Here is a 23,948-nt window from a genome sequence, read left to right on the forward strand (position 1 = left end):
TCCAGGGGCAGGAGATTGGCACTAATCACGTCCGGCGGGAAGCCAACTCGTTGCCTGGCGAAAGGGTGCGCATCGCCGTGCGGGAGTGCGCAAGCGATTGAGGGGATAGTGCACCTCTCGTAGGGATAGTGCACCAGTCGTAGGGTTGGCGCACCAGTCGTACGGTTGATGCACCTCTCGAGGGCCTACCCGACCGGGTAACCCCTCAATCGGTGCACCAAGACCGCAATGGCTGCACCAACAGCTCAATAGGTCGACCAACCCCACAACCGTTTGCGCAACCACCGGCGCCCTTGCCCCGGCTTTGCGAATCGGGTCCGGCGGGGCCCCAGGGGAGAAACCCGAGTGGCCCGTGCGGGCGGCACCCAGGAGAGTGGCCCGTGCGGGCGGCCCCCAGGGATACAACCCGGGCCGGCCATAACGCCATCGCCGACACCCTCGTTCGGGAGTACCCGGGGCACCCGGCCGAGTCCAAAAGCGATGCAGTGGGGTCGGCGTTTCTATAAACGCCGACCCCACTGTCCTTGGGGAGAGTTCCGCTATCTGACCAGCGCTGCCCTGAGCTGGCTGAGCACCCGCTCAGAAACCGAGCGCTGCCCACCTGCTACGTGCAGACTCGTGTACTTACCGGCACGTAGGTGAGAGAGCAAAGCGGTGGGAGCGACAGCCGACCTGGTAAGGAGCAGTACGCCCCCCTTGTTGGCGGCCAGGGCACCACCCGAGAGGGCATCGGCAAAGTCCTGACCACTTGCAATCACGGCGTACTTGGCCTCCGGGAGGAAGGCATTGGCCACCGCAACAGCCGTTTCGAACCTATCGCGCCCGACTACGCCCGTTGCGTTCAAACCGCGCGTGGCCACCGCCGCGTTTCCGCCCACTCCGAAGACCGGTGCATTGAATCCGGCTGCCTGGGCTGCTGCACCCGCAGGTAGATGCTTGCCGTTGGTCAGGAGAATGACTCCGTTCTTTGCGGCAGCAGCGGGACCGGCCGTCAGCCCATCCGCGAAGGAATGACCATCCACGAAGACGACCGCTCCCACAGCGGAGCCGTTACTCTCCAGCACTCTGCCTGTCTCTTGCGCAATCTTGGACGCTGTAGAGAATCGGTCCTCGCCTGCCAGGCGGCCCACTTCGAAGCCCAAGGCCTTGAGCTGGTTCTCCACCGCAACGCTAATCGAACCCGTGCCACCCGCGATGAGAACCCTAGAAGCGCCAGCCGCCCTCGCAGCGACCAGCACGCGTCGAGTCTCAGCGTCCAGCGCGTTCCTGCCGGTGAGCAAAACAGGTGCGTCTAGTGCGCCCGCAAGTGGCGTTGCCGCCAGCGCGTCAGCCGCGTTAGTACCGGACGCCAACACAATTGCCTCGCCCCAGGTCCCCTGCTCCATGACTGTCGCAGATGTGCCGTACCTCGACTCTCCGGCCAACCGCACCACCGTTCCCGGGGCCGGCATCGAAGGACCGCCGGAAGGCTGGGCCGACGCGCTGGCGCTGGCAGATGCACTCGCGCTCACACTCGCACTCGCGCTCGAGCTCGCACTTGGCGACGTGCTCGCACTTGCCGACGTGCTCGGCTCGACCGACGCCGACGCGCTGGCGCTGGCGCTGGCAGATGCACTCGCACTCGTGCTCGCAGACGCAGACACACTCGCACTGGCCGAAGCACTCGCACTCGCAGACGCCGACGCACTGGCCGAAGCGCTCGTACTCGCGCTCGGCTCGACCGACGCGGTTGGGGTCGGCGTCGGCTGGGCCTTCTTCGTGTACTTGTTCACGAAGCTGACTCGGGCTGCCTCTCCCTTGGTGATCGTGACGGACTGGGCCGCAGGGGCAGCAAGGTCGTAGCCGGGAATCCCAGCTGACTGAACGTCCTCGCTGATCTCACACCTGGTGCCCGTGGGGAAGTCCTTGCCGACCGAAACGGCCTTTCCGTCCGCGCGGACTTCCAGACTGCCGGTGTCACCGCCACAGTTGTAGTCGAATTCGTAGACCTTCCCTGCCGCGTTGGCGCCGCTGACGGTCTTGGCGACCGAGAAGGACCCCATGTTTCTGGTGTAGGTGCCCCGGAAGGCTGCCTCTGCCGTGGTGTCCTTGCCGACGATCAAAACCACCTTCGCTCCCGGAGTGAATGTGTACCCAGGAATTGCGGTTCCGGCGAGCTCCTGCGTAATGGTGCAGGAGGTGCCGACCCGGAACTTCTTGTCCACGGGCACGGCCACGCCATCTCCCTTGGTGGTTAGCACTCCGGTTTGGTCACCACAGGCCCAGTTGAACTTGTAGTCCTTGTTGGTGGCTTGCGCCGGCGCTCCGGCCACCTTGTGCGCGACTGCGAACGTGCCGACGTGTGCCGTGTAGCGGGCCTCGATGGAGACCACGCGTTCTTGCCCCTTGGCGAGCTCGAACCGACTGGATCCGCTCTCACCAGAGGTGACGCTGACCTGGGTGGCCAGGTCCGCATTTGCCACGGCGGGTGCCTGCCACTTGATGTTGCAGGTGCCGGTGGGCACGTCGGCGATCCGCTTGGAGCCGCCTGCGGCGAGCTTGAAGGCACCGTCGGTCTTCTCGCCCTGCGCGTTGGTGCAGGAGTAGGAGACGTCGATCTGGGCCGCGCTGGCGAGGTCGGCGCCGGTGCCGGTGACGCGCGCGTCCACGACGAGCGAGCCCGTGTCCTGCGTGTAGGTGTTCTGGAACGCGGCGATCACCGGGGTGCCCTCCACGATGCTTATCACCTGCGCCTGTGGCGGGTTGAGCGTGTAGCCAGCAATCTGGGCCGTGCTCGTTTGTTCGGTAATGGTGCACGACGTTCCGACCGGCCAGTTCTTCCCTGCGGCCGCTGCGACGCCGTCGCCCTTTGCCTTCAGCTGCCCGGTGTCTCCACCGCAGTTGTAGTTGAAGGTGAATTCCTTGGCCGTGGCGCTATCCGGCCCGCCGGCCACAGTCTTGGCCACCTTGAACGTGCCGGTCTTGCGTTCGTAGCGGTTAACGAAGGCCAGTTCCGTCGAGGTGTCCTTGGCGATGACGATCTGCTGGGATGCCGGCAGCTCCAGGTTGTATCCCGTGACCGCCGCCGCCTGGGCGTCCTCGCTGATGGTGCAGGAGGTGCCGACGCGGAAGCTGCGTCCCGCCGGCACCGCCGGAGCGCCCGGCGTGACCGTCATAGAGCCCTTCTCGGGGCCACAAGCCCAGTTGAACTTGTAGTTCTTTCCGGCCGCGTCCAGGCCGTTGACGGTTTTGGTGATGGAGAAGGAGCCCACGTGGGCGGTGTAGGTGCTTGTTGCCGCAACCTCGCTCTTGGCGCCCTTGACCACATCGAACTGGACACTAGCGCCCGGGCTATCAGCCCCAGCCACCGTGAACACACCAGCCACATCAGCCCCAGCCACACCAGCATCGGCCTCAGTCAGCGTGCAACGTCCCACCGCAACGTCGGACACCTCACGCACACCACCCGCAGCAAGCTCAAAGCTGCCACTCGTCACAGTCCCATCCAAACCAGTGCAACTGTAAGAGAAGGCAAACTCCTTGCCCGCCGCCAAATCGGCCCCGTCCCCAGCCACAACCTTGGCAACCGAGAACGAACCCAAATCACGCGAATACTCATTACGGAAAGCAGCCACCACCGGCTCACTCTCCACAATCTCAACCACCCGCGCCTGCGGCACCACCAACGTGTAACCCGCCACCTGCGCACTGGCAGCATCCTCGCTAACCGTACAAGTAGTCCCGGTCGGGAACTCCTTGTCCGCAGCAACCGCGATACCGTCACCCGTGGCCTTGACCTGACCAGTGACACCACCACAGTCGTAGTTGAACGTGTACTCCTTATCAGCAGCCGCCTGCGGCCCACCAGCCACAGTCTTGACCACCTCGAACGTGCCGGTCTTGCGCACATACGCATTGGTGAAGCTCACGTTGGCTGTGACACCGTCGGTGATTTCTACGGTTTGCGGGCCGGTCGCGCTGAGGTTGTAGCCCTCGATCGCGGCCGCCTCTACGTTTTCGGAGATGGTGCACGACGTCCCAACCGGGAAGTCCTTGCCCGCCGCAACCGCCACGCCGTCGCCCTTAGCGGTCAACGTGCCCGTTTCGCCGCCGCAGTCGTAGCTGAAGGAGTACTCCTTCTCCGCTTGCGCCTCGGGAGCGCCAGTTACCGCCTTGGTGACCTGGAACGATCCGACCTTCTGCTTGTAGGCGTTTTCGAACGAAGCGGTGGGGGTTTGTCCCTCAACGATGGCCACCGTCTGGGCGGGCGGCACTGTCAGGTCGTAGCCGTCGATGTTTGCCGAGGATTCGACCTCCCGCACCGAGCAGCTGGTCCCGGCCCGGAAGTCGACGCCCACGGGCACTGCCTTGCCGTCGCCCTTGGCCACAACCTGGCCGGTCTGGCCAGCGCAGTCGTAGGCGAAGGTGTAGTCCTTGCCGCTCGCCGCAGCCGGGGCGCCCGTCACGGTCTTAGCAACCTGGAAGGAGCCCACCTTCAACGTGTAGGCATTGGTGAAGCGCAACTCGGTGGTTTGGTCCTTCACGATCGCGAAGGTCTGCGGAGCAGGAGCCGACAGGTTGTACCCGTCGATCACCGCGCCAGCGCTCTCCTCCCTAACGGTGCAAGAAGTCCCGACTCGGAAGTCGCGTCCCGCCGGGACGGCAACGCCATTAGCCCGCGCCCGCAGGCTACCGGTCACTCCCCCACAGTCGTAGGAGAACTCGAACTCCCGATCCGCTACCTCAACGCCGTTGACGGTTTTGGTGATGGAGAAGGAGCCCACGTGGGCGGTGTAGGTGCTTGTTGCCGCAACCTCGCTCTTGGCGCCCTTGACCACATCGAACTGGACACTAGCGCCCGGGCTATCAGCCCCAGCCACCGTGAACACACCAGCCACATCAGCCCCAGCCACACCAGCATCGGCCTCAGTCAGCGTGCAACGTCCCACCGCAACGTCGGACACCTCACGCACACCACCCGCAGCAAGCTCAAAGCTGCCACTCGTCACAGTCCCATCCAAACCAGTGCAACTGTAAGAGAAGGCAAACTCCTTGCCCGCCGCCAAATCGGCCCCGTCCCCAGCCACAACCTTGGCAACCGAGAACGAACCCAAATCACGCGAATACTCATTACGGAAAGCAGCCACCACCGGCTCACTCTCCACAATCTCAACCACCCGCGCCTGCGGCACCACCAACGTGTAACCCGCCACCTGCGCACTGGCAGCATCCTCGCTAACCGTACAAGTAGTCCCGGTCGGGAACTCCTTGTCCGCAGCAACCGCGATACCGTCACCCGTGGCCTTGACCTGACCAGTGACACCACCACAGTCGTAGTTGAACGTGTACTCCTTATCAGCAGCCGCCTGCGGCCCACCAGCCACAGTCTTGACCACCTCGAACGTGCCGGTCTTGCGCACATAGCTATTGGCAAAGACCAGTGGAGCAACCACATCCTTACCGATCACAACCTGCTGCGGCTCAGGCACCATCAAGTTGTAACCCTCAATCTCAGCGGACTCCACATCCTCACTAATCTCGCACGACGTCCCAACCGGGAAGTCCTGCCCCACAGCCACCGCAACACCATCACCCTTCACAGTGAGGTCACCGGCCTGCTCACCACACACGTACTGGAACTGGAACTCCCTAGCCGCGCCCTCAACACCATCAACCGTCTTCGCAACAGAGAAGGAGCCCCGGTGCTGGGTGTATTCGTTGGTGACGGCCACGTTGGTCGTCTTGTTCGGCGCGATCTGGGCGGTGAAGGGCTGCTGGCCGGCGGCAACGTCGTCCACTGTGGCGTTCACCGTCAGGTCGGTGTCCTGGATGGGGGCGGCCGCCTCGCGAATTGCGCAACTGCCAACGGGGATCTCCCGGATGGTTTGCGTCTCTCCAGCGCGCAGGTTGAGCTTTCCGCTGGGCGCGGTGCCGTCCAGGCCCTGGCACAGGTAGTGGATGGTGAATTCCTTGCCCGCCGCCATCGCGGCGCCGGTACCGGTGACCTGCTTGGTCAGGGACAGGCTGCCCAGCTCCCGCTGGTAGGCGTGGGCGAACGTTACTGGCTGCGGCTCCCCTTCCCTAATCTCGATGGTGCGAGGCTGGTCGGCCTGCAGGCTGTAGCCCGCGATCTGGGCAGCCTGCGCATCCGGGGTGATGGTGCACGACGTCCCGGTCGGGAACGTCTTTTCCACCGCCACCGCGATCCCGTCGCCCTTGGCGGTGACCTGGCCGGTCTGGCCGGCGCAGTCGTAGTTGAAGGGGTAGTCCTTGGTAGCGGCGGTTGCCGGGGCGCCGCTGCTGGTGACGGCCACCGTGAAGGAGCCCGTCTTGCGCGCGTATGTGTTTTGGAAGGTGGCGACCACCGGGGCGGCCTCCACGATTTGCACGGTCTGCGCCTGCGGCTGCGTGAGCGTGTAGCCCTCGATCGCCGCCGTCGCTGCGTCTTCGGTGATGGTGCACGACGTTCCCACCGGGTAGTTCTTGTCTGCGGCCACCGCGACGCCGTCGCCCTTGGCGGTGACCCGGCCGGTGGTGCCGGCACAGTCGTAGTTGAACGTGTAGTCCTTGCTGCTCGCTGCGGCGGGTGCGCCCTCGAGCGTCTTGGCGACTTTGAAGGTGCCCACCTTTTGCGCGTAGGAGTTGGTGAAGGACGCGTTCACCGTCACGGCATCGGTAATTTCGACGGTTTGCGGGCCGGTGGCACTCAGGTTGTATCCCTCTATCGCCGCCGCCTCTGTGTTTTCGGTGATGGTGCACGACGTCCCAACCGGGAAGTCCTTATCTGCGGCCACCGCGAGACCGTCTCCCTTGGCGATTAACGTGCCCGTTTCACCGGCGCAGTCGTAGCTGAAGGAGTATTCCTTCTCCACTTGCGTCTCGGGGGCGCCGGTGACGGTCTTGGTGACCGTGAAGGAGCCCAGCTTGCGCGTATAGGCGTTGGTGAACGCGAGTGCGGCGGTGGCGTCTTCCTGGATCACGACCGTTTGGGCCTCAGGCGGCGTGAGCTGGTAGCCGGGGATCTGCGCCGTCTGCTGGTCCTCGGTGATTACGCAGCTGGTGCCCATCCGGAACTGCTTGTTGGCGGGTACTGCCACACCGTCGCCCTTGGCGACCACGGTGCCTTCCTCGCCGCCGCAGTTGTAGTTGAACGTGTAGTCCTTCTGGCTCGCCGAGTCGGGGGCGCCGGTCACGCTCTTGGCCACGGAGAACGTCCCGCTGCGAAGCGTGTACTGGTTGGTAAACCTAACCTCGGTGGTCTGGTCCTTCACGATCGTGAAGGTTTGCGGCGGCGGCGCCGACAGGTTGTACCCGTCAATGACGGCGCCGGCAGTCTCCTCCCGAACCGTGCAGGAGGTAGCGGCTCTGAATACAAGCCCTGCCGGAACGGCGACGCCGTTCGCCCGTGCTCGTAAGCTGCCGGTCACGCCCCCACAGTCGTAGGCGAACTCAAACTCTCGGTCAGCTACTTCGACACCATTGACCGCCTTAGCGACTGAGAAGGACCCCACGTGAGCGGTGACCGACTTGTTGACGCTGAGCGGTACCACCACGTCTTCGCCGATGCCAAAGGTCCATTCTGAGGAGTACACCGGTGACCCATGAATCGCAAAAGTGCTGTGAATATCCGCGTTTGTGATCGCCTCGCTGGTCTCCCGGATCGTACAAGTACCGATCGGCAGGCCGTCCACCCGGACGGGTGTGGTGCCATCAACACTCACCGTGCCGTCCTTGCTCACTCCCGACTGTCCTTGGCAGGTGTAGGCAAAGGTGAACTGTTTCCCCGTAAGCATGTCCGCATCGGTTCCGGACGCAACTGTGGAGAGTTCGAATGCCCCCAGCCTGGGCGCATACTGGCTGACGAAGGAAGCACTCGCGGGCGAACCGCCTCCTTCCAAGGTGACAGTTACGTCGGCAGGCGGCGTCAGTTTGAAGCCCGAGTAATGGGGACTAGTTGTCTGCTTCACTGTGCACTTGGCACCAACTGGGAACCTGAAGGGGATTCGGTACTCCGAAACGTTGTCCGGAAGGTAGAAGCTGCCCCGTCTACTCAGGCCGTCACACGACCAGTCGAACCGGAATTCCGAGCCGTTGGTTTCTACGCCCTCTACCCGGTTCTTCACTAAGAGAGGCACAAACTCCGTTGCTAACTCGTTTACTGATCCCAAGTAGGCGGATTGATCCTTGGATATCCATACCGTTATCGATGGCCCCGGGTGCGCGCTCGACTGATACCGGAAGGTTGTTTCGATGTCGAAGCCTTCAAGTGTCGGGTTCTGCTGGGTGACGGTGCATTCACCTACTGGGAGGTTCGGTACCACATGATTTTGTGGCCCTGTTACCTGGAACTGACCAGTTGTGACGGATTCGTCTTGTCCCTTGCAGGAGTAGCTGAAGTCGAAGGTGAGCGATTCTGTCCCTTCCACAGCGCTGAATACGCGCACATCGACCTCAAGACTGCCCCGGTCAAGCTCGTACTCGTCGATTACGTGCGCCAGACTCTGGGTGCCTTTTCCGATGTTTACCGTTACTTCTGAGGTGCCGGCTATGGAGTACCCTGGGATACCGCTACTGGTCGAAGAAGCGACGCACCTCGACCCGGCCTGGATGCGACGATCAACCACTACGGGAGTGCCGCGCCCGTCTACTTGAACTACTCCGTACTGGTACCCATGTGCGCTTCCGTATCCGAATCCGTACCCGTCTCCGTAGCACTGCCAACGCACCTCGAAGGTGCGGTCTGCCGGGTCCACGCCTTGAACGGTCTTAGCAATTGCTAGCGTCCCGTACTGCGCGGCGTAGTGAGAGCTTATGTCGAGACGTGCCAACTGCCCAGCTTGCACCGAGACCGAGTAGGAAGGTCCCTCAACTAGTGCGTCGTTAAGTGTTGCAGTAGTTGTGATATCAACGTATTGAGGTGCAGGGCTGGTTTCGGTGATGACGCACGATCCTTCGGGCAGCCCGCTAATCTCCTTTGGCGTCGCGTGACGCACAGTGAAGGTTCCGTTCTGCGCGTTCTCTTGGCCCACGTTACAGGCGTATGAAAACTCGAACTCTTGGTTATACGCCTTGTAGGCTGCGTCTCCCTGCACAGCCTTGGTAACAAGCAGCGAGCCACCGGTGCGCGTGTAACGGTCCACAAAGGACACCTCGGCGTTGCGCCCCGCCACGATCTGAATGGTTTGAGGCGGCGTCGACGTCAGTGTGTAGCCGTTTGGAGGCTCGACCGGGAGACCTGACTTTTGACACTTGGTATGGAGCTGGGTGGTTTGGGTCGGGTTTTCGTTGATTTTCTGCGGGTGTGGGGGTTGGTTTGGGTCACTAAGGGGGTGGCTATGATGAGGGTTTGTGAGCCCGTTCATCCGTCAAGTGCGTACTGCCTCGGGGGCCACGGCTGTGCAGATCGTGATCAAGGAAGGCCGGCGTAACAGGATTGTTGAGCACATTGGTTCGGCTCGTACGCCTGGCGAGCTTGCTGCCTTGGTCCAGATCGCACGGGAAAAGCTCCATCCTGGCCAGCTCGAGCTAGACCTGGACCTTTCATCGGGGTGGGCAGACTCCGCGCCGGGTGGCCTGGAGGACTACCGGCAGGCGGCCAGTAGCGCAGCGCGCGTGGTTGGCCACCGTAGCGGCTTGTTGTGGCAGATCCTTTGCGATGCTTGGCGGGATCTTGGCTTTGACCAAGCGGTAGGCGATGAGGCCTTCAAACAGATTGTCCTGGCCCGGCTGATCGAACCCACCAGCAAGAGCGCTATAGCAGCAATGTTGACCAGCCTGGGGCTGGAATCCTTTGACTCACGCACCCACTTTCGTGCCCTGGCCCGTTGTGTGGAGCGTGATTACCGCTGCGCTTTGGCTCGCGCGGCTTTGGCGCATTGCCTGGCGTATGGGGATGTGTCCTTGGTGTTGTACGACGTGACTACCTTGTACTTCGAAGTCGAGGAAGAAGACGCGCTACGCAAGGTCGGTTACTCCAAGGAACGCCGCGTCGATCCCCAGATCCTGGTCGGCCTGCTGGTAGACCGCAACGGTTTTCCCCTAGAGGCCTCCTGTTGGGAGGGCAACAAGTGCGAAACCCATACCCTCATCCCTACCATCGAGGCCTTCAAGCAACGCGCTGGGGTGGAAAACCTGGTGGTGGTAGCTGATGCTGGCATGCTCTCTCGGGCTAACTTGCAAGCCCTCAACGAGGCTGGCTACGGCTTCATTGTCGGGGCCAGGCAGACCAAAGCGCCCCTGGACCTCCAAGCGCATTTCTTCTGGCACGGGGACTACTTCACTGATGGGCAGATCATTGAGACCATCACCCCACGCCACGCCGGCAAACAAGAACGCGATCAGCGCCTCAAGGCCGAACCGGTCTGGCACCCACAAACACACCCGGGCTCGTGGCGGGCGATCTGGGTCTACTCATCAAAGCGTGCCGCCAGGGACAACAAGACCCTTACTCTCCAGGAGAACCGGGCTAGAGCCATCGTTGCTGGGGAAAAAGCTATGCGCTCAGCCAGGTTCGTCACCACTAGCTCCCAAGGAAGGGGCCTGGATGAAAAGGCCCTGGCCAGGGCGCGGCGTCTAGTCGGGCTTAAGGGCTATGTCACCAACATCCCAGCCCAGGCCATGAGCGCGGCCGAAATTGTGGCTGACTACCACGATCTGTGGAAGGTGGAACAGTCCTTTCGCATGTCCAAACACGATCTACGCGCCCGCCCGGTCTTCCACCACACCCACCAATCCATCCAGGCTCACCTGACCGTGGTAACCGCTGCCCTGGCCATAGCCCGCCACCTACAGACCCGAACCGGCCTGTCCATCAAGAAGATCATCCAGGCCCTCAGGCCCGTCATTGACGTCACCATCAACATCAACGGACACGAACTCACAGCCACCAGCCAACCCCAAGGCCAAGCCGCCAACATCCTGGCCAGCCTCACCAACAAAATGGGTCACTAACGGTGTCAAAAGTCAGGATCCTTCGGGCAGCCCGCTAATCTCTTTTGGCGTCGCGTGACGCACAGTGAAGGTTCCGTTCTCCGCGTTGTCTTGGCCCACGTTACAGGCGTATGAAAACTCGAACTCTTGGTTATACGCCTTGTAGGCTGCGTCTCCCTGCACAGCCTTGGTAACAAGCAGCGAGCCACCGGTGCGCGTGTAACGGTCCACAAAGGACACCTCGGTGTTGCGCCCCGCCACGATCTGAATGGTTTGAGGCGGCGTCGACGTCAGTGTATAGCCGTTCGGAGGCTCGACCGGGAGAATCTCGTTGATGACGCAGCTCGTCCCCGCTGGCATGCTCTCAGGGGCGGTAACCGCTTGACCATTCGCCTCAACCGAAAGATCTGCCTCTGCGATTACACCACCTTCATTGCTACAGATGTAGTGGAAGTCGTGGTATGCCCGGTCGGCACCCCATGGACCATTCTCAACAGTCTTCTTCACAGAGAATGAAGTCGGCCGGGGCTTGTAGACAACCTCAAACGGCACCACCACAGGCTCAGTGGATTCTATGGATACCGTCTTTGGTTCCGGCAGCGAAACATCGTAGAAGGGAACGTATGCGGAGTCATCTCCAATCCAGACCCTGCATCTAGCACCAATAGGCACCTCGTGCAATGCGCCCATTGTTCCGTCGCCTACAACGCTGCCAGACCCGTACGTGTCGCTACACTCATATTTGTATCGGAATAGATTAGATGCAACATCCGCGCCGTTGCCATTAACAGTAACAGCCAATGCTCCTAACTCAACCCGGTATGAATATACTACATGCACGTATGTACGTTCACCGGGGCGAACCACCACGCGCTTCGAAAGCGTAGAGCTAGAATCAAACATGCCTTCAAACGTTTGGCCAGGGAACGGCTTTCTGGAGAGTGTTAGATCACAGCTCCCGCCGGCGACCAACACGCTTGCCGCCGGATTGCTCTCACCAATATTAACGGCTCCCTGGGTCTCCTCACCTGACGAGGACAGACAGGAGTATGAAACAACTACACCTGGCTCATCGACAGGACGCCATCCGCCAGCCCAGTCTGCCCAGAATTCCAGTTCGCCGAGCAACTGCTCATACTCGAACGAGAACGAAGTTTCCGTTTCCGACAATCCAACCCGTTTAATTTGGAACGGCGCGCCGACCAAACGCCAACCATCCGGCACCGACTCTGGAACCACCCAAACTACACAGGTACTGCCGTGAAGAATCCTTTCCGCAACCGTAACTGGAATACCACTGCCAAGAACATCCATCGTGCCCCGCTGGTGTCCACAGGACCATTTATAGGTTGTAGGACTGGTGGCATCGCCCACAGCCGCAATCGACATTGACGGGAACTCGCCTACGCTTTCGAAGATTACTTCGACACGATTCACCTCGGCGCCGGACACTTCGAACATCTTCCCTGGCGCAGCGAGGTCTTGGCCATTATATTTGACGCCCCAGCTTAGACTAGAACTATTTGGGAATCCTTGGGGCTTAATCGAACAAATCCCCTCCCTTACTGGAAAAGGATCTGTCGCTTGGCCAACATTGGCATGAACACGCCCCTCCTCCTTTACCCCACCGAAGGACAAACACGCGTAGTCAAAGGTTAAGGGCATACCCCTTAGAAAATCGACTCCCGCTCCTCGAACACTTGACACAACAGAGAATCTGCCGAACTTTGGGGAAAGAAACAGCTCCGCTGCGTAGTAGTTTCGACCTGCACCTATCCGAACAGTGCCATCCCGGACGTCCTTTACAGAATAGCCCTTAAATGCCGGGCTCTCTGGGTCGATCTCAACCCTACATGTCGTACCAATAGGAAATTCTCGATCGACCTCGACGACCTTCTCTATGCCCTCAACGAAGGAAACCCCACTATATGAGCCGCAGGACCAATTTATATTGAACCTACCTCTACGCAATCCGTTCGGCGAATAACTATAATCTGTTAACGCGAAAGAGACACTTAGAGTGCCGACTCGCGCTGGGTCCAAGACAGGCTCGGACACATACTCAACCTCAAGGGTTACATCTAAAATCTGCCCAAATTCGGTTACTGTAACAGTCTTCGGCTCGGGCCCCACTACTCGATACCCTTCAAGCTGCGCTGTGCTGAAATCGGCGCTCACTGAGCAGGTTGTACCGACCGGATACTCCCGAGGCAACTCAAACCCACCGTAGTTTACTCTCACCCGCCCCTCGTCATCACCACAACGGTAGCTGAGTACAGGCTCAAGATGATCCACCAAGGCCCAGTTATGATTCCTCTCCCTCCAGAGAATATTCACCGTGCTAACCCGCTGCCGGTATTCTACCTTGGGGCGCGCAATCGCGATTTCGCTACCCTCCTCTACGGTCAAGGTATACGGCTCAGCTCGAACTAGCTCGTAACCGCGTGGGACGTACAAATCCCGGCTGGGCGAGATCTGACAAACGCTACCAACTCGAATCCCCGATTTGCTTTGATAATAATGATCTGATTCGAATCCACCCTCGACCCGTTGAAATTCACCCTCGACAGGCATCTCGCCTTCAAAACGGCAACTGTAGCGAAAATATCCCCCAAGCCAATCACTATCATAGCCGATACTTTCTGGAACGACCTTAAGGTATCGCTCCTCCCATGTTTTCAAAATCCACTCGGCATGAAGATTTACCTCGACGACTTCACCATTGGGAACGGTGACGATTACCGGTGACGGCATCAGCATTAGATATTTTGAATCATGCAGCCTCTGCAATTCAATGGTGCATACTGCGCCAGCAGCTAAGCCATCAATCGTATCAGACTCTCCATTGCGGTAAGCCATCCCTCCGTGCACCACGTCATATGGGGCAGATCCGTCACCTAGCGACTTATCGCACCTAACTCGATAATCCAAGTAACCTGAATAGACATCCGGATTCTGCGAGTATTGAACCCGTATCGCTCCTTCACCCTTTTTATACAGCCCCCGCAACGTTAACACCTGATCGCGACCGTATGTCACATAGAACTCGTGCTCACTGCCATGAAAGTAGTACCCAGGGATTCTTATGGACTCTGGAGCAAACTGCGCCCTACAATTGCCACCTACATGAAACAGCTCTTCCAACTCGACTGGAGCCTGCCCGGGCCGGACCTCGACACTGCCTGACACGTCTCCACAGGAATAATTTACTCTGAACTGGCGATTTTCCTGACCCGCCGGAAGTCCCTCAATCTCAATACCAATTCTCACCGGCACAGGATCTGGGATGTAGGTTGTCTCTATTTCGATTTCCGCTGCCTGGCCGTCAACAATCTCGACTTGTTTCTGTACGGGAGCGTCGAACGAATGATTGGGGACCGCTAGGCTATTTGTATCTATAGCCACGATGCAGGTTTGTCCCGCTTCAAACCATCCTACCGATTGGGCTTCATGGGTTTGTCGATCAACCTTTACCTTTCGATACTCACTTCCACAACTAATGTCGATGAGTATATCGTCACTACTGGCTTCATCTTTCCTCCCGGACTCACGATATAGAATGATCAACTCGCCCTTGCCTGTTGGGATGTACCTATAGTCGAAACGTGCAGTGCTATCAGCCCACTCACCTATGTGCACAGTGACGGAAGCGTCCCCCACAGTTCTGGAGAATCCCTCAACCTCAGTTGAAGCAGCTACTTCAGTCACTTTGCAGTTTGCTCCAAACGGGATGGCATTTTCGACGCTTATTGGCCGTCCATTCGTTGGTACTATCGCAACACCTCGCTTGATATACGGGTTTACCCCTTCCTTGGCACACTCATAATTGTATGCCACCTGAGATAGGTCGAGTCCCTCAATCTCATTTACCTCACTCGAAATGAATAACGCACCCTCCGTCGGCCTCAAACGCGCAGAGACCTGTATCTGATGTAAGCCGCCAACTTGTACGCCAAAATCCCAATACGTCTCTTCCAATCTAATCTCATCCGCAGACTGCGACCTGACATAGCAGGTGCTTTCCGCCGGAATCAGCGGAGAGGGAAACGTCTCGTTAAACCTCTCAATGGAGATTGTCCCCTGAATCTGATCGCGCTCCGGCACGTAGCAGGTGTACCCGAACGCTATCGGGCTAAGTCCATCGGGTGGATCAACAAAATTTATCTGAATTGAAAAGCGGCCGGCGTTCTGCTCATTGAGTTCCTCGCCGCCTCCCGGCACCGGCTCACCCGATGACGGCGGCACCGGCCCACCCGTAGACGGCGGCTCCGTCCCACCCGTAGACGACGGCTCCGGTTCGCTCGAAGGCAGCGGCACCGGCCCACCCGTAGACGACGGCTCCGGTACCGGCTGCGGGTCTGTGAGGGCTTTGGAGTGCTGCTCGCCCGGCAGCCCGCCGTCGGGCGCTGCCCATGCCGTTCCTGCGCCCAGCCCCGAGGCGGAGGTTAGTCCGGCCAGTACAAGAGCTAGGGGCAGGGCTAGAACAGCCAGTTTTTCAACCAAGCGGGGCTTTCGCTGCGGAGTCATCTTTGAGTCCTTCCGTCACGATTCCGGGGTCGCCAAGGACCGGAGGGGATACCTCCCCTAAACGTATGGATTCCGACGCCCGTGTTTAAGGTTTTGGCCTGTATGAAAACCTGTACTACTTCTTCTATTGGCTTTTGCACGCCGGTGTGCATCATTCTCGCTAAGTCGCGTGCCCCGGCTCCCAGGCTCCTACACGGCCCCAGCGGCTCGGACACACGAAAGCGGCCTGGAGGGCGCTTACGCGCTCTCCAGGCCGCCAGAGTGAGCCGCTGGGCTTACAGCATGCCGAGGACCTGGGCTACCAGGATCTTGGCGACCATGGCCACCGGGTAGACCATGGCGTAGCCGAGGGCCACGCGCGGGTCGTTCTGGGTGCGGCTGTTGGCAAAGGCCAGCACTGCCGGCTGGGTTTGGGTACCGCCCAGTACACCGGCCAGGCGGGTGCCACCCATCTTGAACATGAAGCGCATCGTCACGTACAGGCCCACGGCCACGAACGTGGTGATGAGGAATCCGAGCAGCAGGATGTTGGTCCAGGCGCCGGACGTGAAGGCGTTCAGGATCTGAGAGCCTGCCTTGGTGCCGGCGTAGGCCAGGAAGACCAGGAGGCCGAGCTCGGCGAGGACCATACAGGTGGTGTAGGGCACGGAGGTGACCACGCGGCCCACGCGGCCGATGCGCCCCAGCACGAGGCCCACCAGCAGCGTGCCGGCGGCCGAACCGATGGTGAAGGAGGCGCCACCGGGGGTGGGTATCGGCAGGTTACCGATGAGGATGCCCAGGGCCATGCCCAGGCCGAGCGCCACCGGGTTGATGTCGGATAGGCCGTGCGCGGAGTCTCCGAAGAACTTGGAGATCTTGGTCATCGTGCCGGTGGGGGCAACGACGCGGACGCGGTCGCCCTGCTGGAGCACCAGGTTGGGGGCGCCAATCATGTCGATGTCACCGCGGCGGACTCGAGAAATGGTTGCCTCGAATTTGCCGCTCAGGTCCAGAGAGGCGATGGTGCGACCCGCCAGCTTGGGGTCGGAAACCGTGATGCGGCGGAAGTCCAGGTAGGAGCGGTCAGAGATCAGGGAGTGCGTGGAGGAGTGTCCCAGCTGGGAGATGATGGCCGCCACGGCCTTCTCGTTGCCGACCACGGTTACCAGGTCGTCACGGTCAAGGGTGTCTTCCATCTTCGGACGCAGGATTGGGCCAGTCTCACCGCGGCGGAGGCGGGAGAAGGTGACCTGACCACCGGCGCGATCAAATAGGTCGCCCACGCGGGGGTTGTCGTCGCGCTCGACGCGGATGGTGCGGTTGACCAGCGGGGAGGGGGCGTCCTTGTCGTGGCGGGCCTTGGACAGGGCGAAGCCGGCGGCGATCAGCATGCCGAACACACCCCACAGGTAAGTGATGGAGTAGCCGACGGTCGCGGTGGCAGTGTCGCCACTGGCCTGACCGGCCGCAGAGAGCGCCGGGGTGTTAGTGATTGCACCGGCGTACGTTCCACCGATTAGGGCTGGGGACATGCCGAGCGCGTTACCGACGCCCCAGGCAAGCACACCGGCGGCCGCCACCACCACTACCATTGCGATGATCGGACCGACCGCCGTCTTGAGGGTGTTGAAGAAGGTAGGGCCGGCGTTGATACCGATCGCGAACGCGAACAGGGCCAGGCCCAGGATGCCGATGTCGTGCGCTACCTGGAGTTCGTAGCCGTAGGTGAGCGCCCACGCCGTCAGTGCCATTGCCGTGAATAGCACGGCGGCGGCGCCCAGCTTGATGCCCTTTACCTTGACGCTTCCGAATACCATGCCAACGCCAAGTAGCAAGAACAGCAGCAGGACGTCATTCTCCTGCAGCGCGTAGAAAAACGTGTCCATGTGGATTCCTCGTGTAGGTCTTCGCCCTCAATTATCCGGGCCGCCCACGGTGGCTTTCCGGTGCCTTGGTCCCGCTTGGATGGACGACGTTGCCGCCCGGCCGCCCGGTTTTGCCGCCTATTTGCCCTTTTGTCGCTTTCTGCCGGATTTGCGCGTTACGCGTTTCACACTGCGGGAGGGGATGGCCGCAGCGAGTCTGCGACCATCCCCTCCCCGGTGTGCGGGTGCGCTTTAGTAGAGCACTGCGCCCTCGGACGCGGAGTGCACCAGCTTGATGTACTTGCCGAGCACGCCACGGGTGTAGCGCGGGGGCAGCGGCTCGAAGGTCTTGGCACGCTCGGCCAGTTCGGCCTCGTCCACCAGCAGGTCCAGGCGGGCGTTGGCCACGTCCAGGCGGATCTTGTCTCCGTCGCGCACCAGGGCGATGGGGCCGCCGTCCACGGCCTCGGGGGCGACGTGGCCGACGCACAGGCCGGTGGTGCCGCCAGAAAAGCGCCCGTCGGTGAGCAGCAGGACGGTCTTGCCGAGGTTGGCTCCCTTGATGGCGCCGGTGATGGCCAGCATCTCGCGCATGCCGGGGCCGCCCTTGGGGCCTTCGTAGCGGATCACCACGACGTCGCCGTCGGTGATGGTGCCGTCGGCGAGCGCGTCCAGGGCGCCTTGTTCGCGCTCGAAGACGCGGGCGGTGCCTTCGAACACCTCGGTGTCGAAGCCGGCGGACTTCACCACGGCACCCTCGGGGGCCAGGGTGCCCTTGAGGATGGTGATGCCGCCGGTGGCGTGGATCGGGTTGTCCAGCTGGCGCAGGATCTCGCCGTCGGCGGCAGGCGGGGCGATGTCTGCCAGGTTTTCGGCCACGGTCTTACCAGTGACGGTGAGGCAGTCTCCGTGCAGCAGGCCGGCGTCCAGCAGGGTCTTCATCAGCACGGGGACTCCGCCTACGCGGTCAACGTCGTTCATCACAAACTGGCCGAACGGCTTGAGATCTCCCAGGTGCGGGGTCCGGGCAGCGACTCGGGAGAAGTCGTCCAGGGTGAGGTCGACCTCGGCTTCGCGCGCGATCGCGAGCAGGTGCAGGACGGCGTTGGTGGAGCCACCGAAGGCCATCACCACGGCGATGGCGTTCTCGAAGGCTTCCTTGGTCATGATGTCGCGGGCGGTGATGCCCCTGCGCAGGAGCTCAACTACCGCAGCGCCGGAGCGCCGCGCCGCCGCGTCCCGTCGACGGTCCACGGACGGCGGCGCGGCCGAGCCGGGCACCGACATGCCGATCGCCTCCGCAACGGATGCCATGGTGTTGGCGGTGTACATGCCACCGCAGGCGCCCTCGCCGGGGCAGATGGCACGCTCGATAGCCATCACGTCCTCGTGGCTCATCAGGCCACGCTGGTGGGCACCCACGGCCTCGTAGGCGTCGATGATGGTGACGTCCTTCTCCGTACCGTCGGAGAGCTTGACGTGGCCGGGCATGATCGAGCCGGCGTAGAGGAAGACTGAGGCCAGGTTCAGGCGGGCCGCCGCCATGAGCATGCCCGGCAGCGACTTGTCACAACCGGCCAGCAGCACCGAGCCGTCCAGGCGCTCGGCCTGCATAACGGTTTCCACGGAGTCCGCGATCACGTCACGGGAGACGAGCGAGAAGTGCATTCCCTCGTGCCCCATGGAGATGCCGTCGGAGACGGAGATCGTGCCGAACTCCAACGGGTAACCACCGGCGGCGTGCACGCCTTCCTTCGCCGCCTGCGCCAGGCGCTGGAGGGAGAGGTTGCAGGGCGTGATCTCGTTCCAGGATGAAGCGACACCGATCTGGGGCTTAACGAAGTCGGCGTCCCCCATGCCGACGGCGCGGAGCATTCCGCGCGACGCCGTGGCCTTCAGACCATCGGTCACCTGCCGACTGCGCGGCTTGATGTCAATCTCGTTGGTACCCATGCGCGTGATTCTATGCCTCGAGCCTCTCCCCCACGTTGCGGTGCTCAACCCGTGGCCCGCATGGGCCAAACTGCGCCAAACATGCAACTGCCGTAGTCCGTGTGCGGGTGGTGCCGGGAGGCAATTTACGGGCGGACATGGGTCACATATTCGGCGTCGACGCGCCGGGCCGCTCGGGTTGGTTGGGCCGCCGGGTTGGGCCGCTTGGGTTGGGCTCCCAGCTTGGTGCCCCGGTCCTACGGCCAACTCGACGTTCAGCCCTTCAACTCGACGTTGAGCTCCTCAACCAGACGTTTGGCTCCTCAACCAGACGTTTGGCCCGTCGACTCGACGTTTGGCCCTGGTTTTCGTCGAGTTGAAGCTTCGAACGTCTAGTTCGGGTTTCGAACGTCTAGTTGAAGCTACATTCGTCGAGTTTCACGTTCCGGGTGGAGTGGCCCCTGTCTGGGTTATTCACTGACGCGCTCCCGGCCGCTGCGCGGGTCCCCCAAGTCAACTAGACGTTTGCCCCTTCGTCTCGACGTTTGCGTCTTCAGCTCGACGTTTGGGTCTTCGACTCGACGTTTGGCCCTTCAGCTAGACGCTTGGGCCGGGTTTTCGTCGAGTTGCGGCATCGAACGTCGAGTTGGGGTTTCGACCGTCGAGTTGGGGTTTCGACCGTCGAGTTTCACGCTCCGGGTGGAGTGGCCCTGGCTGGCTTAGTTGATGACCTCCCACCGGCGCTGCGCCGGTCCCCCGGTCAACTAGACGTTCGGCTCTTCAGCTCGACGTTCGGCTTTTCAGCTCGACGTTCAGCCCGTCAACTCGACGTTTGGGCCGGGTTTTCGTCGAGTTGAAGCTTCGAACGTCTAGTTGGGGTGTCGAACGTCGAGTTTCACGTTCCGGGTGGGGTGGTCCTGGCTGGCTTGGTTGATGACGCCCCACCGACGCTGCGCAGGTCCCCCAGTCAACTAGACGTTTGCCCCTTCGTCTCGACGTTTGGGTCTTCGGCTCGACGTTTGGGCTGGTCTTTCGTCGAGTTGAGGCATCGAACGTCGTGTTGGGGTTTCGAACGTCGTGTTGGGGTTTCGAACGTCGAGATGGAGCATCGAACGTCTAGTTAGGGCCGGGTTTCGTCTAGTTTCAACACCGGGGGTGTGTTGCCGTGGTTGGTGCGGGTGTGGTGTTGGGCTGGTTTGGGTGGGTGTGGGGACGGCCCCCGTTGCTGCGGTTTGGTTCGCGCTACGGGGGCCGTTGTGTTGTGGTTGGTGGCGGCGGTGTCCTACTCTCCCACACCCTGGCGGGTGCAGTACCATTGGCGCTGGCAGGCTTAGCTTCCGGGTTCGGTATGGGGCCGGGCGTTTCCCTGCTGCTGTGACCGCCGCACGTGTTTTAACCCTTGGTGGGTTTGTAACCGTATAGGGGGTGTGAGCGTGTGGTGTTGTGTTCGGGTTTGTTGTTTCGTGTGTTGTTTGTGTGTTTGTAGTTGTTTGGTCGATTAGTACCAGTCAGCTTCACGTGTTACCACGCTTCCACGTCTGGCCTATCTACCCCGTGGTCTGCGGGGGACCTTCAACACTTGTGTGTTTGGAGACCTGGTCTTGAAGCAGGCTTCCCGCTTAGATGCTTTCAGCGGTTATCCTTTCCGAACGTGGCTAACCAGCGGTGCACCTGGCGGTACAACTGGCACACTAGAGGTTCGTCCGTCCCGGTCCTCTCGTACTAGGGACAGGTCTTCTCAAGTTTCCTACGCGCGCAGCGGATAGGGACCGAACTGTCTCACGACGTTCTGAACCCAGCTCGCGTACCGCTTTAATGGGCGAACAGCCCAACCCTTGGGACCTACTCCAGCCCCAGGATGCGACGAGCCGACATCGAGGTGCCAAACCATGCCGTCGATATGAACTCTTGGGCAAGATCAGCCTGTTATCCCCGGGGTACCTTTTATCCGTTGAGCGACACCCCTTCCACAAGGTGGTGCCGGATCACTAGTTCCTACTTTCGTACCTGTTTGACTTGTCAGTCTCACAGTCAAGCTCCCTTGTGCACTTACACTCGACATCTGGTTGCCGACCAGACTGAGGGAACCTTTGAGCGCCTCCGTTACTTTTTGGGAGGCAACCGCCCCAGTTAAACTACCCACCAGGCACTGTCCCTGGTCCGGATTACGGACCGAGGTTAGATGACCGCTTCAACCAGAGTGGTATTTCAACAATGACTCCGCCAACACTGGCGTGTTGGTTTCATAGTCTCCCACCTATCCTACACAAGCTGAAGCGGGCACCAATACCAAGCTATAGTAAAGGTCCCGGGGTCTTTCCGTCCTGCTGCGCGTAACGAGCATCTTTACTCGTAGTGCAATTTCGCCGAGTTCATGGTTGAGACAGTAGAGAAGTCGTTACGCCATTCGTGCAGGTCGGAACTTACCCGACAAGGAATTTCGCTACCTTAGGATGGTTATAGTTACCACCGCCGTTTACTGGGGCTTGGATTCAAAGCTTCACCCGAGGGTTGACCTTTCCTCTTAACCTTCCAGCACCGGGCAGGCGTCAGTCCGTATACATCGTTTTGCAACTTCGCACGGACCTGTGTTTTTGGTAAACAGTCGCTTCTCCCTATTCTCTGCGACCTTTCGCGCTAGCCCGCGAGGGGCTTCACGTTCCAGGTCCCCCTTCTCCCGAAGTTACGGGGGCATTTTGCCGAGTTCCTTAACCATGATTATCTCGTCGCCTTAGTATTTTCTACTTGACCACCTGTGTCGGTTTGGGGTACGGGCGGCTAGTCCCTCGCGTCGAGGCTTTTCTTGGCAGTATAGGATCACCCTGCTTTCCCACGAGTGTGGGTCACCATCACACCTCACCCTGGTGTTACCCGGATTTGCCTGGGTAACGGGCTGCGTGTTTAGACGGGCCATGCCATAAGACCCGCGGTGGCTACCTTTCTGCGTCACCCCTGTTAATACGCTTGGCTACTACTGGTATCGGTCCCACGAGCCCGCCCCACCCACACCCGAAGGTGTGGATGGTTTGGGTTGGTGGTTAGTACTACCAGGCTCACCATGGACGGTCCTTCGCCGGTACCAGAATATCAACTGGTTGTCCATCGACTACGCCTGTCGGCCTCGCCTTAGGTCCCGACTTACCCAGGGCGGATGATCCTGGCCCTGGAACCCTTGGTCAATCGGCGCTAGGGATTCTCACCCTAGTTTCGCTACTCATGCCTGCATTCTCACTCCCACGCAGTCCACCCATCCTTCCAGATGAGCTTCACCCCACGTGGGACGCTCCCCTACCCAACAACACCCCTGCACACCCACTATGTGGTGTGTGGGTTTTGTGTTGTTGCCACGGCTTCGGCGGTGTGCTTGAGCCCCGCTACATTGTCGGCGCGGAATCACTTGACCAGTGAGCTATTACGCACTCTTTCAAGGGTGGCTGCTTCTAAGCCAACCTCCTGGTTGTCACTGCAACTCCACATCCTTTCCCACTGAGCACACGCTTAGGGGCCTTAGCCGGTGATCTGGGCTGTTTCCCTCTCGACTACGAAGCTTATCCCCCGCAGTCTCACTGCCGCGCTAACATTACTGGCATTCGGAGTTTGGTTGACCTCAGTAACCTTGTAGGGCCCATCAGCCATCCAGTAGCTCTACCTCCAGCAAGCAACACGCGACGCTGCACCTAAATGCATTTCGGGGAGAACCAGCTATCACGGAGTTTGATTGGCCTTTCACCCCTACCCACAGTTCATCCCCTCCATTTTCAACTGAAGTGGGTTCGGTCCTCCACACGCTCTTACACGTGCTTCAACCTGACCATGGGTAGATCACTCCGCTTCGGGTCTACGGCATGCGACTCAAGCGCCCTATTCAGACTCGCTTTCGCTACGGCTTCCCCACCCGGGTTAACCTCGCCACATACCAGTAACTCGCAGGCTCATTCTTCAAAAGGCACGCAGTCACCCCAACAAAAGAGGGCTCCTACGGTTTGTAAGCATCCGGTTTCAGGTACTATTTCACTCCCCTCACGGGGTACTTTTCACCATTCCCTCACGGTACTGATCCGCTATCGGTCACTAGGTAGTATTCAGGCTTAGCAAGTGGTCTTGCCAGATTCACACGGGATTTCACGGGCCCCGTCCTACTCGGGAACACGCACCGAACACAAGCAATGATCGTTTCAGTTACCGGGCTCTCACCGTCTACGGCTGGCTTTCCCAAACCATTCACCTACAACCACGCTTGGAACCACTGGCCGGCAGACCAGACACGCACGCGTCCCACAACCCCACATCCGCAACCCCTGCCGGGTATCACACGAACATGGTTTAGCCATCATCCGCTTTCGCTCGCCACTACTCACGGAATATCTTTTCCTGCGGGTACTGAGATGTTTCACTTCCCCGCGTTCCCCCCACACGCCCTATATATTCAAGCGCGGGTAACCAGACATGACTCTGGCCAGGTTTCCCCATTCGGACACCCTCGGATCAAAGCTCGTTTGTCAACTCCCCGAGGCCTATCGCGGACTACCACGTCCTTCATCGGCTCCTAGTGCCAAGGCATCCACCGAATGCTCTTAGAAACTACAAACAAAACACTAATACAGAAAACAATAAACCATGAACACAACACTACGTATCATGCTCACACCCACTATACAGTTACAAACCAACCAACCAACAAACCACCAAACCAAACCAAAAAAACCCAAGGCCTGCTCAGCAGCAAGTAGTCAA

Annotated in this window: 5 protein-coding genes and 2 rRNA genes; 1 reads left to right on the forward strand and 6 read right to left on the reverse strand. The window is 60.3% G+C overall.

Annotated elements, in window-relative coordinates; translation table 11 throughout:
• Positions 1–539 precede the first annotated feature (539 nt).
• Positions 540–9,341 carry a DUF5979 domain-containing protein gene (locus ABYF38_RS02380; RefSeq protein ID WP_371152528.1) on the reverse strand — a complete coding sequence of 2,934 codons (8,802 nt, stop codon included), beginning with the start codon at positions 9,339–9,341 and terminating at the stop codon, positions 540–542.
• On the opposite strand from ABYF38_RS02380, the gene ABYF38_RS02385 reads away from it, so the two are divergent.
• Positions 9,328–10,929 carry an IS1634 family transposase gene (locus tag ABYF38_RS02385; RefSeq protein ID WP_420492504.1) on the forward strand — a complete coding sequence of 534 codons (1,602 nt, stop codon included), beginning with the start codon at positions 9,328–9,330 and terminating at the stop codon, positions 10,927–10,929. The two genes, ABYF38_RS02380 and ABYF38_RS02385, sit on opposite strands and share 14 nt — an antisense overlap.
• A 12-nt stretch (positions 10,930–10,941) precedes the next feature.
• On the opposite strand, the gene ABYF38_RS02390 is transcribed toward ABYF38_RS02385, so the two are convergent.
• From ABYF38_RS02390 to ABYF38_RS02410, 5 genes are all read right to left on the reverse strand, one after another.
• Complete coding sequence (locus tag ABYF38_RS02390) at positions 10,942–15,129, reverse strand: DUF5979 domain-containing protein (RefSeq protein ID WP_371152529.1); 4,188 nt, start codon at positions 15,127–15,129, stop codon at positions 10,942–10,944.
• 581 nt (positions 15,130–15,710) lie between these two features.
• Positions 15,711–17,303: an aspartate:alanine exchanger family transporter gene (locus tag ABYF38_RS02395; RefSeq protein ID WP_371152530.1), complete on the reverse strand. Its 1,593-nt coding sequence runs from the start codon at positions 17,301–17,303 to the stop codon at positions 15,711–15,713.
• A 231-nt stretch (positions 17,304–17,534) separates the two neighbouring features.
• Positions 17,535–19,235, reverse strand: coding sequence for a dihydroxy-acid dehydratase (gene ilvD, locus ABYF38_RS02400; protein WP_371152531.1), 1,701 nt, complete (start codon positions 19,233–19,235; stop codon positions 17,535–17,537).
• Positions 19,236–20,483: 1,248 nt separating this feature from the next.
• Positions 20,484–20,600, reverse strand: a 5S ribosomal RNA gene (rrf, locus tag ABYF38_RS02405).
• A 91-nt stretch (positions 20,601–20,691) separates the two neighbouring features.
• Positions 20,692–23,802: ribosomal RNA gene (locus ABYF38_RS02410) — 23S ribosomal RNA — on the reverse strand.
• Between the last annotated feature and the right edge of the window lie 146 nt (positions 23,803–23,948).

The sequence above is a fragment of the Buchananella sp. 14KM1171 genome (assembly GCF_041380365.1).
Taxonomy (GTDB): domain Bacteria; phylum Actinomycetota; class Actinomycetes; order Actinomycetales; family Actinomycetaceae; genus Buchananella; species Buchananella felis.

Excerpts from the sequence above, each read along its gene's own strand:
- ABYF38_RS02380 (WP_371152528.1), bottom strand. The coding sequence starts at position 9,341 with ATGAACGGGCTCACAAACCCTCATCATAGCCACCCCCTTAGTGACCCA.
- ilvD (WP_371152531.1), bottom strand. The coding sequence starts at position 19,235 with ATGGGTACCAACGAGATTGACATCAAGCCGCGCAGTCGGCAGGTGACC.
- ABYF38_RS02395 (WP_371152530.1), bottom strand. The coding sequence starts at position 17,303 with ATGGACACGTTTTTCTACGCGCTGCAGGAGAATGACGTCCTGCTGCTG.